Origin of the sequence: Luteibacter anthropi (assembly GCF_023699965.1) — a bacterium.
Classification (GTDB): Bacteria; Pseudomonadota; Gammaproteobacteria; order Xanthomonadales; family Rhodanobacteraceae; genus Luteibacter; species Luteibacter anthropi.
Map to the genome: position 1 here is coordinate 3,715,241 of NZ_CP077072.1, position 13,963 is coordinate 3,729,203.

General features: G+C 61.9%; 8 protein-coding genes. 2 read left to right on the forward strand and 6 right to left on the reverse strand.

The features are described 5' to 3' along the window. Window positions 1-81 precede the first annotated feature (81 nt). The 3 genes from KR767_RS15945 to KR767_RS15955 all read right to left on the reverse strand — a co-directional run bounded on the left by KR767_RS15945 (window position 82) and on the right by KR767_RS15955 (window position 5,530). Entirely contained in the window at window positions 82-3,294 is a 3,213-nt protein-coding gene (locus KR767_RS15945) for a hypothetical protein (protein ID WP_250876967.1), read from the reverse strand. A 68-nt stretch (window positions 3,295-3,362) separates the two neighbouring features. Next, entirely contained in the window at window positions 3,363-4,241 is an 879-nt protein-coding gene (locus KR767_RS15950; protein WP_250876968.1) for a hypothetical protein, read from the reverse strand. Next, window positions 4,238-5,530, reverse strand: coding sequence for a hypothetical protein (locus tag KR767_RS15955; RefSeq protein ID WP_250876969.1), 1,293 nt, complete (start codon window positions 5,528-5,530; stop codon window positions 4,238-4,240). Before KR767_RS15955 ends, KR767_RS15950 begins: the two co-directional genes overlap by 4 nt. A 433-nt stretch (window positions 5,531-5,963) precedes the next feature. Between KR767_RS15955 and KR767_RS15960 the strand changes: the two genes are divergently transcribed. Next, window positions 5,964-8,453, forward strand: a complete 2,490-nt coding sequence (locus tag KR767_RS15960) for an autotransporter family protein (RefSeq protein ID WP_250876970.1) — start codon at window positions 5,964-5,966, stop codon at window positions 8,451-8,453. Window positions 8,454-8,848: 395 nt separating this feature from the next. Here KR767_RS15960 and KR767_RS15965 read toward each other — a convergent pair whose 3' ends face one another. Then, complete coding sequence (locus KR767_RS15965; RefSeq protein ID WP_250876971.1) at window positions 8,849-9,559, reverse strand: hypothetical protein; 711 nt, start codon at window positions 9,557-9,559, stop codon at window positions 8,849-8,851. 89 nt (window positions 9,560-9,648) lie between these two features. Here KR767_RS15965 and KR767_RS15970 point away from each other — a divergent pair, with 89 nt between their 5' ends. Continuing rightward, a complete protein-coding gene (locus KR767_RS15970; RefSeq protein ID WP_250876972.1) occupies window positions 9,649-10,293 on the forward strand; it encodes a J domain-containing protein in 645 nt (214 codons plus the stop codon). On the opposite strand, the gene KR767_RS15975 is transcribed toward KR767_RS15970, so the two are convergent. Together KR767_RS15975 and KR767_RS15980 are read right to left on the reverse strand one after the other, a co-directional pair. Further along, window positions 10,290-11,690 (reverse strand): TIGR03013 family XrtA/PEP-CTERM system glycosyltransferase, encoded by a 1,401-nt coding sequence (locus tag KR767_RS15975; RefSeq protein ID WP_250876973.1) that lies wholly within the window; start codon window positions 11,688-11,690, stop codon window positions 10,290-10,292. The genes KR767_RS15970 and KR767_RS15975 overlap by 4 nt on opposite strands. Window positions 11,691-12,301: 611 nt before the next feature. Continuing rightward, window positions 12,302-13,945 carry a GMC oxidoreductase gene (locus KR767_RS15980; RefSeq protein ID WP_250876974.1) on the reverse strand — a complete coding sequence of 548 codons (1,644 nt, stop codon included), beginning with the start codon at window positions 13,943-13,945 and terminating at the stop codon, window positions 12,302-12,304. Window positions 13,946-13,963: the final 18 nt, after the last annotated feature.

Consider the following 13,963-nt stretch of genomic DNA (forward strand, 5'->3'; position numbering starts at 1 on the left):
TGGTTACCGTTGCCATGAAGAGGGCACCGGCCAAAAAAAAGCCCCGCCTGGGGCGGGGCTTTTACCTCGGCAGTGGATGGCTTACTTGTGCTTCAGCGTGTAGTTGGTCGAGCGGAATGCGACGGCATCACGCTTGACCTTGCTGCCATCGAATGACACCCAGATATCGATCCAGAATGGAGACTGGTCAATGAGGGTATCGAGCCATTTGCGATCGACGTCACCCAGATAAATCTGTGGGCCGGACACGGAGTTGAATGTCTTTTCGATGTATTTCTTTGTTTCGCCATTTTTGTCGCGGCCCCGTGCCTCGATCCAGTAGTACATGCCCGATACAAGCCATGCAAAGGGTTCGATCTGCAAGGTACCGTCACCCTTGAATTTCGAGAGATTCAGGTGGTACAGGCCGTCCTGCTGCTTGATGGTCGCCCGCCTGAATTTTGTCGTATTGCCGGGAATTCGCTTGACCGTAAGGCGAAGCGTTGGCGAATTGTGATCCTTTCCGTCGCGCTTGACAGTGAAGTAGACCTCGACGACATGGCCGTGGTTGAATCGCATGACATCGCTGTCGACGAGCACCGCGATGTCCTGGTTGACCACCGTGGGCACAACTACTGTGCGACTTCCCTGGGGGGTATTGTCTTCCCAGTACAACGTGATCGTATCGCCGGCCTTGAATCCGTTTTCCTTTGGCAAGGTGATGTCAATTCGATGTGCAACGCCTTGCGAATCGATCAGGTCGCCCGGATCAAGCGTGTTCTTGACGCTTCCCGACCCCGTTGCCCTGTCAACCACAGGGAGCAGTAGCTTGAGTGACTCCTGAAGCTGAATGCTGTAATCCGTCGTGCGGAAGCGAATGGCATCGTTCTTGTTCGCGGACTCATTGAAGGAAACCCACAAGGTCAGCGTGAGGATCGATCCACCTTTCAGGCTGTCGAGCAACGTCCGGTCGAGCTTGCCGAGGCTGATGGTCTGGCCTCCTGTATAGGGGACGGTTGCACCCTTGACGATATCGACATCCTGTCTCCCGCCGATGGCGAATTCAACGCTGGCCGTGAGCCAGTATCGCTGACTGGCTGTCGCCAGGGGGTAGGTTGCGATAATGACATCGGCATCGCCCTTGAAGGTACTCAGATCGATGATGTGGCCGGTAGCATCTTCCTGAGTAACCTTGGGGCGACCCAGTTCAGCCTGATCATCCGCAAGGTCTGCGACGCTGATCTTTGCGGTAATCGATTCGAGTGTCTGGCTGCCGCGAATGATGGCGTACTTCACCGGAATGACGTTGCCCAGGTTATGGGCCAGTACGGACAGCTTGATATCCACGTTCATGCCGGCCATCGGCGCGGTGATCAGAACTTCATCGCTGCCGGCGTTGCCGCCGGTATTCCAGTAGACCCGTAGCTGATCGCCTGGCTGCAGTCCAACGGCTGAAGGTATGTGGACCTGAAGCTTCGTCAGTTTCCACGGCTCGGCAACGTTGTCGCTGGCATCGGCCTGTACGACCGTCGGCGCAGGCGGACGCTGTGCGGCGGCCTGCCTGATAGTGAAATTGGTGGTCCTGAACTTCACGGCATTGGCCTTGTTGGGTGAGCCGTCGTAGGTCACCCACAGGCTTGCGATCATCGTCGAGCCATCCGCCAGGGACGCCAGTCGCGTGCGATCCAGTGAACGAAGAGTGATGGGATTCGACAGGCTGCCGAATGCCTCGCCTTCGGCGATATTCCACGTCACCGCACCACCGTTGCTGTCCCTGCCTTCGAGGGTGAGCCAATAACGCTGGCTGGCATCGGCGAATCGGAACTGATCCACCGTAAACGCCGCATCTCCCGGGAACAGGGCCAGGTTGAGTGTTCCAGCGGGGTTCTCCTGGGGGCTGCGTGGCCGTGGCAGAACAGGATCGCCGTCGGCGATGCGTGCGACGAAGACGGTGTAGATGTCAGACTGAAGCCACTGCCCGCTCCGCTCGATGACGTAGCTGACCTGCACGCTGGCTCCGAAATTGAAGGGCAGGACGCGGGTATCGATCGTTGCCGTCGGATCCTGCCACGGGAAACGATTCTCCACCTCACGACTTCCGTCGGAGGTGCTGCCTTTCCACTGGATGATGAGCACGTCGCCCGGTTCGAACCTGACGGTGGCAGGCACGCGAACCGTGAGCGTATTCGCCTTCAATGGATCGATGACATTGCTTCCGTCGGCCTGGTCAACCGTGGGAGCGGAAAGACCGACCGGCGTGCCCACGATGGTGACCGATGCCTTCGACGACGGGGCGGCCGGTCCCGAACCACCATGTTGCACGGTATAACTGGCGGTGGCCCCTCCGCCCGCCGCCGCCGCCACGTCGGCATAAGGTACGTCGAAACGCACGAACGACGGCAGCGGCGGCCCGCTGACCTGCTGGCGCAACGTTACGGGAGGAAGCGGATATCCATAGTCGTCCTCGCCGGTCCAGGTAAACAGCACGATGTCGCCATTGGCGATGGGCGTGTAACGGGCCCTGACCTGCGCGGGCCGCCCATTGAGATCGGCAAGATCGAGCCGACCGTAGGCATCCGCATCGTAGATTTCAGGGGCGGGATGCCTGTTGCCGGTATCGACGTTGGTTTTCTTGATGATGGAGGGCTTGGAATAGTTGTTGACGTAGTCGCGGATCTCATAGAAGACGGCTACGTCTGTGTCCCCGCCACGCGCGATTTCATCAGGGGTGAAGATGACGGTCAGACTTCCCGGGCTCGTCACGACGGGCAACGTTTTCTTGAACGCGCCCCAGTACACCGTAACGATGTCACCAGCAGTCTGGTTCTGCCACGGGCGGATGGTGAGGGTGACGGCCTGGCCTGCCTGGACTTCGTCCGGAAGGCCGTCAAATGCTGCGAGGTTTTCGTTCCAGTGCGTGGACTGGTCCGGATCGAGGCCGCCAGGGACCGTGAGCTTGACCTTGACGTCGGTCTCGGTGGATTCGTCTTCAATTCCGCCGGGATAGATCTCGACCGTGCAGTATGACGCCACGGTCTGCATGTCCGGGCCGTACTTGATGACACGATTGGGCACATTGATAAGAAATGCCTCCCGCTCCGTCGTCACCGTGTGCGTCACGACGACCTGACCGTCCCAGTACAGGCGAAGTACATCACCGCTTCTCATGGATTGCCAGGGGCCCACCCTGGCAAGCTGGCCCTTCGTTTCGTCCTGAACCTCCCAGTAGCCGATGCCTCCATTCGTGATGACATCGGGAAAGTAGGGTGGTGGAACAAATACCTCGGGCTCGTTGCGAGAAGGCTTCACGTCCATGTAGGTACTCCCTGTATACGATGTAGGCATGCAGGCCCCGCCCACAGCATGGGCGGGGCCATGGGGTGTCAACGCATGTCGATATAGACAAAGGTTTCGTCTGAAGCAACCTCCAGGCCACCTTCGCTTACCGTGACGGTATAAGAGGCCAACGCGGACTGACCCTGGTCCCCTGGCACAAGGAGCTTGTTCTCGGGAATGATGAAATCCCAATACGTGCTCAGGTCATCCGGACCGACGACGTGGGTAGCCGTGTATCGGGTCGCCTCGATAGGTGTCACCGGATCGTCTTCTTCCACGTACTGCACGAAGTCGACCGCAATGATGTTGCCGAGTTTCTTGTTGGCGTAGAAAGGAATCCTGAACGGCGTTCCGCCAACGGCTTCCGCACGATTGATGGCATTGTAATCGTTGGCACCGGTAAAGATGCCGTCATCAAGGCCACCTGGGCCACCCGGAAGGTCATCGGTCAGCGTCACCTGTACCGCCTGGGCAGGAGACACTGCCGTGTTTTCGACGGGATCGCCCGCACCATTCTGAACGGTGCGTGTTGCGGTGTAGTGGATGGTTGCCGTGCCGGTACCTCCGGATTTCAGCGTGGCAGAGGGTACGGAAAGCGTGATGTCCCTGCCGATGTCGGTGTTGAGCACGGTATAGCTCGCTCCGACCTGCACGCCGTTCCAGAAGAATCTGAGGACATCGCCTGCGGCGAAGGAGGGGCCGGCAGGGGGGCCGACCACGACACCCGGAATGGTCGCAACGGCAGTTTGCTCCGCATCATCCGGGTCGATGATGTTGTCCTTGCCGCCGACGGCGCCGACGACTTTCGGGGCGCGCAGGTTTTCATTGGGCGGTGTGCCCGGCTCAGGATCGGGGCCGCCGGGTGTTGTCACGTCCACCAGTACGGTTGCAGCCGGGGATTCGGTTTTCACCGCCAGGTAATTCACGTTGTAAAGTACGGTAGCGTTGTATCGGTAGGGTACGCGGGCCACGACGGCATACGGAACGCTGACTTCGGCAATGATGGGGGGGCAGGATCTGCAATAGCACCAAGGGTGATCCCCGGGAGGTCGATGCCCTGCCACGTGACGATGATCTCCATGCCTTCCGCCGCGTTGGTGAAGGCCGGGATCTGTACCGTGACGGGCGCGCGTGCGTCCGCTTCGCTGACAAGCTCATCGTCCAGATAGAGCGGCACGATGGGGGCTTTCAGGTCGTCTGGCGCGTTGATGACCACGACGCGCAGATAGCTGGCCTCGGCGCATCGGGACTTGTTGGGAACGTTGTCGGTGACGAAATAGCAGAACTGCAAAAGACCAGCAAAATCCGATGCATCAAGATTGGAATCTTCCAGCTGGGCCTGCGTAAACGTCACCGGCACCTCTTCGCCTGCATTGCCGTCCGTGACGGGAATGGTCGTGGCGAACACCGCCTTGGCTTCCGCTGCTGGCGTGAGGAAGCCCGTGACGGGATCAACTTCAAAGTTGGCCGGATGAATGATGAAAGGGTGAATGGTGTCCCCGGGCTTCATGTCGTAGTAGTCGCTGATGAGTCCCGGCAAGAGCCCGCCATTATCTTTCAGCCATCCCAGGGAAACACCGCTTACCACAATTTTCCGATCAAACGTGATGGGCCCGAGCGAGCGACCGCCAGGAGGGGTGGTGTCGCGGGTGGCGATGAACGGCGCACTCGCACCCTCGCTGCCGGCAGGCACCGCAATGACGCCATACCCAAGGCTCACCGGGCCATCCGCTGCCAGTGCCGCAAGTGCCGCGGCAGGAATCAAGGTGTCGATCGGAGCATCCTCTCCGATCGCGCCGCGCTGGGTTTCATCGGTCACCGCTTCGCCGTTGACGGTCAGCCACCACAAGTCGCGAGCCCGGGCGGGCTGACCGTCGATCCATGTGCTCCAACTGGGGATGCGCACCCTCAGGCCGTTGACGTAGGCCGCAGGTGGAATGATGTTTCCTGGCTGAATGAGCGTGTCGAGAATCTGGATGACGGGCAGTTCGACGGCTTCAGGCAGGCTGGGAAAGAATGACGGCAGGTTCAACATGCTGCGGCGGCCATATTTTGGCCTTCGACTACCGGTGACCTTCCGTGCACCACGCAGATAATAGGCAACGGCCTCTGCCAGGATCGTGACGGGCAAACGCTTGCCTGCCGGCCAGAAGAACGTTGGCATGACCGGTTTGACCGGGTTCTTGGGGCCACGTGGATTGACGACGGCATTCATGGGGTCCGACTCCTTTCGTGTGAGCACATCGTGGGTCCGATGCCCGTCTACCAGACCGATCCATCGGTGAATGATGAGTCTAGGTGGGGGAGTCATTCTGAAACATATGTCGCTTGTTGTAGGGTGTACTAAGCAAATTCGGCTTCACCGCTCCTTCCCACGCACACGCATGGATAAAGTAGGGTCCGTGGCGGCACATTGCCGGCCCCATGGCGCCGGGCCGGAACCCCGGAGGGGACTCATACAGACAGAAAGGAGGCGCAGCCGGGTTTTTTTAGGACTACGCCGTATAGCGCGGCGTAAGGATCATGCGCTTCAATGGGCGCGGGTCCACGTCCCCATTCCCCCTTTGATCGTGCCCTAGACGCGTTTCCGTTCCGGCAGGCGACAAAATGTGTTGTCCGCCGATAGCGTCGCACGGAGGATTATTGCCATGAACATCTTTTACAGCTCGCGCAAGCGGGCTTTTACGGCTATTGCCACCGCAATGGCGTTTCATTCCTATTCCGCCTTCGCCGGCACGGTACCCCCGGGGGGGAGCCACATGGTTTCTCCCGGAGACCCGGTCGAAAGCTGGGTTGTGGGCGATCGCGGCAGCTTACAGGTGCTTGGTGCCACGAATGGCATAAGTGTGGGAGGTATATCCACGCTAGGCGTGTCGGGAGGTTCTGTCACGGCATCGCAGAGGGCTGCGGCGGTGACCCTTGCCAACGGAAGCACCGCCACCATCGCGAATTCCACGATTTTCAACGACAGGGGCGTCGGGCTCGCGTTCAACGATACCCCGGGTAACGGCTCGGGAATGGCGTCGTCAGCGACGTTGACCGACAGCACGGTGCAGGGTCTGGGTACGGCGGTAAATCTGTCGAACAGTGCCACGCTGATGGTCTCGGGAGCCCAAAGCCTCCTGCGTGGCACAGGGAACAACATCCTTTCGGATTTCGCCGACGGGGCGGCGGGCGTGACGATGGTGAAAGGATCCTTGCACCTGTCGGATGGCGCGCAGGCCGTGGGTGATGGCAACGGCCTGGCCTTTTTTGCCGATTCCCGTGCTGTAGGGGGAGCGGGCCGTTCCGCGGTCATCGACAATGCCACCGTCCAGGGCCTCAATGGAGCCGCCATTGCGGTACGTGCGGACAGCTTTGATCCCACCGATGCCGACATCCAGGTGATGAATGGTGGCAAGCTCATCGGTGGCAATGGCGTCGTACTGGATGTCGGCAGCGATTCGTCTGCGAACCTTGGCATCACCAACAGTCGGATCGATGGGGATGTGATCGCCAGTGGAAACGGTATCGCCAACGTGTCCCTGTTCAATGGCAGCACACTGGCCGGGAAGGCCACGTCGGCGAACACGTTTACAGTGAATAGTGGCGGCACCTGGCTGGTTACCGGTGATTCCGACGTACGTTCCCTGGTGGCGAACCAAGGGAACGTGGCCTTTGCGCCACGAGCGGACGGTGGACACAGCACACTGACGGTGCACGGCGATTACTCGGGAACCGGTGCAGGCAGCCTCACCTTCAACACCGTCATGAACGCCGGAGGCCCGCTATCGGCCCAGGCCACTGATCGTTTGTTGATCGAAGGCAATGTCACCACGGCGGGCACGACGCTTGTCAGGGTGACGCCCACCGGCGCGGGCGCCAGTACGGATACCAATGGCAACGATATCCACGACCCGAACGAAGGCATCTCGCTGATCCAGGTCAAGGGTAATTCGCGCGCCGATGCCTTTGCACTGGCTGGTGGCTACGTGGCGGTGGGGCCCTACCAGTATGTGATGAGGGCATTCGGGCCGGGTGAAGCCGATCCCTCGCAGAGTGCGTTCGCCAGCGGAGCCGCCAACTGGGACTATCGCCTCGGCAGTCGCATGTGCACCAAGGATGGCTGCGACCCGGTGGTCGAGCCACCCGTCACGCCGGAACCACCGGTCACTCCGGAGCCCCCGGCGGAGCGCGTTGCCGTGGCACCGCAGCTTCCGGCCTATCTTTCGCTGGTTCCCGCGGGCCTGAAATACATGGATGAAATGGATGGCGACCTGCTGCGTCGCCTGGGTGATATCCGTGGCGGCGATACAAGTGCACCGGTGGGCGGGGAACTGTTTGCGCGCTATGTCGGTGGACAGTTCCGTTACGAGTCCAATCGTTCGTTCCAGAATTACGGGTATGCGTTCGACCAGCAGATCAATGCGTTGCAGGTCGGCGGTGGCCTTGTGGCTCTGGATAATGACCAAGGCAGCACGCGCATCGGCTGGGCCCTTGACCATGGCACCACCCGCGTCTCGCCGCGCGCCGTGGATGGCAACAGCTCCGCAAAGCTAAACGCAACAGGCCTCTCCGCATGGCTGACATGGGAGCATGGCAGTGGCTGGTGGGTGGATGGCCTGGTGGGAGCACGCCGTTTCAACGGCGACGTGGGCACCGATCTGCGTGGGTCGGATGTAGCGCATGTGAATGCCACCGGCTGGACGATGTCGGTGGAGACCGGCAAACCATTTGCCATCGGCGGCGAGTGGACTGTAGAGCCGAGGTTCCAGCTGAAGTACCAGACCTTTGCGGTACGTGATTTTTCTGACCAGGACGATCTGGACGTCAAACTCGGTATGGCAAAGCAGGCCAGTGCAACGATCGGGGCACTGGTCAGCCGGAAGGTAGACCCCAGGCTCGCACCATATGCGCGCCTGGACTTTACCCATAGCAGCAACGGCGATCCGAATGCCGACGTCAACAGCGAGGCGTGGAACCTGAGCGATCGTTTCCGTACGGGCCGTGTCGGTAATTCCGTCCGCGTGGCAGCGGGTGTTACCAGCCAGCTGACGCCGCGTGTGCAGTTGTACGGCGAGGGAAGTTACGAGCGTTTCGTGGGAAGCTACGGCATGCGTGGCTGGGCTGGCAATGTCGGTATGCGCGTAACGTTCTGATGCGACGGCAGCCGTAGAAACAAAGGCACCCTTCCGGGTGCCTTTGTTTTTTCCGCTCTACCATCCCCTTCACCTCGACACCGACGGCACCTTCCCTTCCAACCTCGTCATCCTGCGAAGTTTCGTCTGGAGGTGTCTCCTTATCTGGAGGCCTCCCTGGGCTACCACCCCCGGCGTTCCATGCCTGCGTGCCGTCATGGCACGAGGGAAAGTCCTGCCGCGGTGTCGAGTGGTGAGGCTAACCATTTGAGCATTCGAGGAAAATGTGCCAATGGTTGTAGGCGCCATCGTCCATTTCCGGACGCTTCTTCGCGGGGTTTCAGCTGGTCATTGCGGACCTTGGCGTCAGGTGGCATTGGGAGTGTCCGTAAACGGGCAATATCTGTCCGCTTTCGTCAGCGTATGGCGATCAGCCACAGGGCGGCGCCTTGTGCAGGGGATACATGCCAGCGAACCCGGTAACGACCGGCTTGCCCGACCTGCTTCCAGGCAACGACCGCCTGGACGCCGCTTTCGTCGGGTAGCCGCGTGAAGTTGTCGATGACCTGAAAACCGTCGTCGGGGACGACGTCCATGCGCTTCACGCCGCCGTCTCCCCACCAGAAGGCCAGCAGCACAGCGGGGCCGTCAACGTCGATCACGTCGCTTGCCACGGTAGTGGAGGGCGCGGCGTAGTTTTGCTTCAAGGCGACCACGCGGTTTGCGTGCATGACCTCCACGAACGAAAGCGACAGCTCCCCGGAGGGATGTCCTGGCTTAGCCACGGAAAGGCGGTGGGCAGGGCCTCCGCGGCCGTTCAATGCCACATATGGCCTTACGGCGAAGGCGCCGTCATAGCCTGCATAAGGCAAACCCGCATCCAGTGGTCGCCACCGGTTGCCATAGTTGTCGGCAGGTGTGGATGCGTTGTCGGCGTAGCCAGCGTTGAAGGCAATGAAGATGCTTGACGACGCCTGCGTGTCCATCGGCAGTGTCGTGGCCGGGTTCTGGCCGAGCCCTTCGGCCTGGCCAAGGAGGACATGGGCTCCGAGGACAGGGCCTGGCGATTCCCCGGCGGCGGCCCGCAGGCACGAAAGGCAGAGCAGCAGGAGTGGTAGCGATTTCACGGGTGCCCTCCAAAAGTGATACTTGCCAGTCGGTACGCACTGGACCACGCTGGGCGCATAGACAAGGCGATGCGCGCAGGGGACGCCACATGGCCGACGACACCGATTTTCTCGAACTGTACGGCAAGCTGCGTCTGCGGCCGGATTGCACGCTGGACGAATTCCGGCTGGCTTATCGGCGCTATGTGGCGCACTGGCATCCCGATCGTCGCAGGGGAGATCGTGCCCGTGCACTGGCTGAAGAGCGATTGCAGGAACTGACCGCGCAGTATGACGCGGCTATTGTTTTCCACCGGCGTCATGGCCGGCTTCCCGGCGGGGCCGTTGGTGTCAGGCCGGTGCTGCACCGCCTGGGCTTGCATGAAGACGCCGCGTTCATGCCACCGAAGGCGAATGGCCCGCGCAGGCGCGGGCGCCTGTTGATGTGTGGGGTGATCCTTGGAGCAGGGGTGCTTGGCGTGGCCTTGTTTCCTTCGGCGACGCCAACCCGTGGCGAACCGTTGGCGGCCAGCGGGGCAGGGCGTGTTGCCGAGGCAGTGGCCGGCGCGGAGCCTTTGCATGCAGGCATGTCCATGGACGAAGTGCGCCGCGTGGAAGGCGATCCGACCCGCCGCGGCGAGCAGCGCTGGGAGTACGGGGCTTCGTGGGTCGCGTTCGATGGTGGCGTAGTCAGCGACTGGTACAGCTCGCCGTGGAGCCCGTTACACGTGGCCACGACGCGCATGCCGCGTTAGCGGGCGCCGCGCCCGAAGATCACCACTTCCACGGTTTCGATCAGGATCACAAGGTCGAGGAAGAAGCTGTGGTTCTTTACATAGAACAGGTCGTATTTCAGCTTTTCGGCGGCGTCTTCCTCGGACGCGCCGTACGAGTAGCATAGCTGCGCCCAGCCGGCGAGGCCGGGTTTGATGCTATGGCGCAGGCCGTAGTAGCGGATCTTGCTTTCGAGGTCGGTGACGAATTGCGGGCGTTCCGGGCGTGGGCCGACGATGCTCATGTCGCCGCGGATCACGTTCCACAATTGCGGAAGCTCGTCGAAGCGGAGTTTGCGGCAGATTCGGCCGGTGCGGGTTATCCGGTCGTCGTTGGCACGGGCCCAGCGGGCGACGCCGTCCAGCTCGGCATCGGTACGCATGCTGCGGAATTTGTATAGCCAGAATACCCGGCCCTGTGCGCCGACGCGCTCCTGGCGATAGAGAATCGGTTGTCCCGCTCCCGATTCCAGGCGAATCGCCAACACGACGCCGAGCATGATCGGCCAGCAGAGCAGGGCGATGGTCAGTGAAGCGGCGATGTCGAAGGCACGCTTGACGAAGATCGCCAGTGGCGACGCATTGAAGCCACCGGAGAAGACAAGCCATGACGGATCCAGCATGGTCAGCTGGACACGACCCGCCTCGCGTTCGACGAAGGTGGTGAGGTCGGTGATCTGTACGCCCAGCTGGCGGCAGGCAAGCAGGTCGTCCATGGGCAGGCTGCCGCGACGGTCGTCCACGCCAACGACGATTTCGTCCAGACGATGGATACGCGCCAGTTCGGCGAGGCTGCTGTCGCGCGCGATGAGCAGATCGCCGGGCACTCTGGGCTGCTCGTTTGCTGCGGGCACGTAGCCGACCAGACAGAATCCGCGCCGGTCCGAACGTCGGCGCATCCGGTTGTGGATCTGCGCGGCCCGCTCGCCGGCACCCAGCACGATGACACGGCGCTTGAGTGCATCCAGTTCAACCACGCGCATGAACAGGCCACGGAAAGCGGCGGTGGCAAGAAAGCCGATGAGCAGGGCGATGGCGAAGACACCGCGACCGACGTAGATCTGCGGAAGTATGTAATAGATGACCACCAGGCCCAGGCCACTGAAGGCGAAGGCAATGGCATGTCGAGCAAGCTGTCCCCGCCAGCTCATCCGCAGGTTGGCCCGGTATTCGCCCAGTGCGGCCATGCCGATGAAGATCGCCATGGCAAACGTGATGGCGCGTACCGCCAGGAGCGACGGTGGTGCCGTCAGCTCTTCCGGCGCGGGTGCGAAGCGGATCAGGGTGGCGCCTTGCAGGGAAAGCGCAAGCAGGCCTAGCTCGCACGCCGCAAGCAGGGTGATCCAGCGCAGGATGGGTTGCCGGAACAGGCGGATCATTGCAAAGCCCCCTTGGTCATACCGTGGAACCTTAGGCACAGGGCCGGCTGGTGTCGATTGCACCTTGCGGCTTCCGTGCGGCTAGGCCGAGTGGGTGTAACAGGACTGTTTCAACACGCCTCGCCTTTCACGTCGTCCCTGTGAAAACAGGGACCCAGTGCGGTGCGGAGGGTTTTCGTCAGAGTGTCACCTACACACGAGCCGATGTGGCGTGGCGGTGTTTGCTGGAGAACCGGGGCGCTGGGTTCCTGCTTTCGCAGGAACGACGGGCTGCAAGCTTACGATTCCCTGCCTACCCCTCACGTCGTCCCTGCGAACGCAGGGACCCAGTGCGGTGCAATCGGTTTTCGCCAGAGGGTTACCTACACACGAGCCGATGTAGCGCGGCGGTGTTTGCTGGTGAATCGGGGCGCTGGGTTCCTGCTTTCGCAGGAACGACGGGCTGCAAGCTTACGATTCCCTGCCTACCCCTCACGTCGTCCCTGCGAACGCAGGGACCCAGTGCGGTGCAATCGGTTTTCGCCAGAGGGTTACCTACGTACGAGCCGATGTGGCGTGGCGGTGTTGCTGGTGAATCGGGGCGCTGGGTTCCTGCTTTCGCAGGAACGACGTTATAGGAGGTCGCGTAGCTGCTCTGCCAGGCGCAGGCTCAGTGCGATCAGGGTGAAGGTGGGGAACGCCCAGCCGCCGGTGGGAAATACCGAACTGCCGGCGACATGCAGGTTGGCCATGCCGTGCACCTTGCCGTCGGGATCAACGACGCCCTGGTCCGGCGAAGCCGACATACGCGTGCTGCCGATGTGGTGCGCGGTGCCATGCACTTCGGGAGGAACGGTTTCATCCTCCACCCACGCTGCCGCCTCGAAGTGGCCGCCACACGCATCGGCAAGGCGCTGGCCGGTCAACGCGGTGACGGTGCGCCATGTATGCCGGTCCAGATCAGTCAGCCGCCAGTCGACGCGTACCTTGCGCAGGCCAAGGGCATCGCGTGATTCATCCAGGACGACACGGCTGTCACGATTCGGCGCCTGTTCGAAGAAGCCCACCAGGTCGACGCGTTCGCTGTGTACCGTGGGGCGGTCACCCAGTTTCTGAGCCACCGCGCGAATCACGTCACCGATATGGAGGCCAAGGCGTATAGCACTGATAGCCAACCCCTGCGGAAGGGCGACCGCGCCTGCCGGACCATTCTGCATGGCAGCGCATAACCTCGCTTCCAGCAGCGCACCCTCGTCGCGCGTCGGCGGTCGCAACGCGGCGCGTACGTCGCGCAGGGCGCGGATGCCACGTGGAACGTCGCCTTCGACAGCAAAAGGATGCACGCGACCGTTGAGGACACGATGGCGGCGCTGAGCCGACATCGCCACACCGATCTCACTGGCAAGCGGGGCGCGCACCTTGCCTATGGTGCGTTCGTATGGCCGGGTAAGGCGATCGGGCGTGGCCGATTGCACGGTGCCGAGAGTGCCGCTGGGGTGATCCATGAAATAGCGGCCCACCATGTCGCGATCGTTGCCGAGACCCTTTGGCGCTACTTCGTCCGACAGAAGCAGGATGCGCGCGTTCTCGATGCCACCCGCCGCCAGCACATAGTGCCGGGCATGGACCCGGCCGCGGCGCCCCTCCGACGTGCCGATGCGCAGCCCGGTCACGACGGTGGCCGATTCGTTGGACTCCAGCGCCAGTGCGTTGGCGTGGAGCAGTACGGTGATATTCGGCGCGTTGCGCATTTCCTCGCGATAGGCCTCGCCAAACGTAATCGGGCTGCGCGCGAAGACATAGTTGGCCATGGCTTCGGGGTCGAGGTCCAGTGGCGCGCGCGGTGTCGGGCCGTCGAAGGCGCCGGGTCCGAAGCCATGCGTGGCATCGATACGGCAGAAGTCGCGTGCCTTCTCATACCATGGCGCAAGATCGTCGTAGCGCAGGGGCCAGCCGCTGTCGGGCACCCATTCGCGAGGCTCCATGTCGCTGTCCGCCAGTGGAATGCAGCCTCCGCCCCAGAGCGTGCAGCTGCCACCGAACACGCGCATGCGCGAGGTCCCGGCATCGAAAGGCGCGGGTCCAGACGAGGTTCCGTCATAAAGCGACTGGCTGCGCTCCTCGCCTGACAGGCCGCCGCCTTCGATCAGACACACCCGCAGGTGGCTTCCTGCGAAGGCCCGGGCAATGGCGATGCCGGCGGGGCCGGCGCCGACGATGCACAGGTCGGCATGGTGGTCGGACGGCGTTTCGCCGTCCAGATAGTCCAGGATCACGTACGCGTCTCCTTGAAA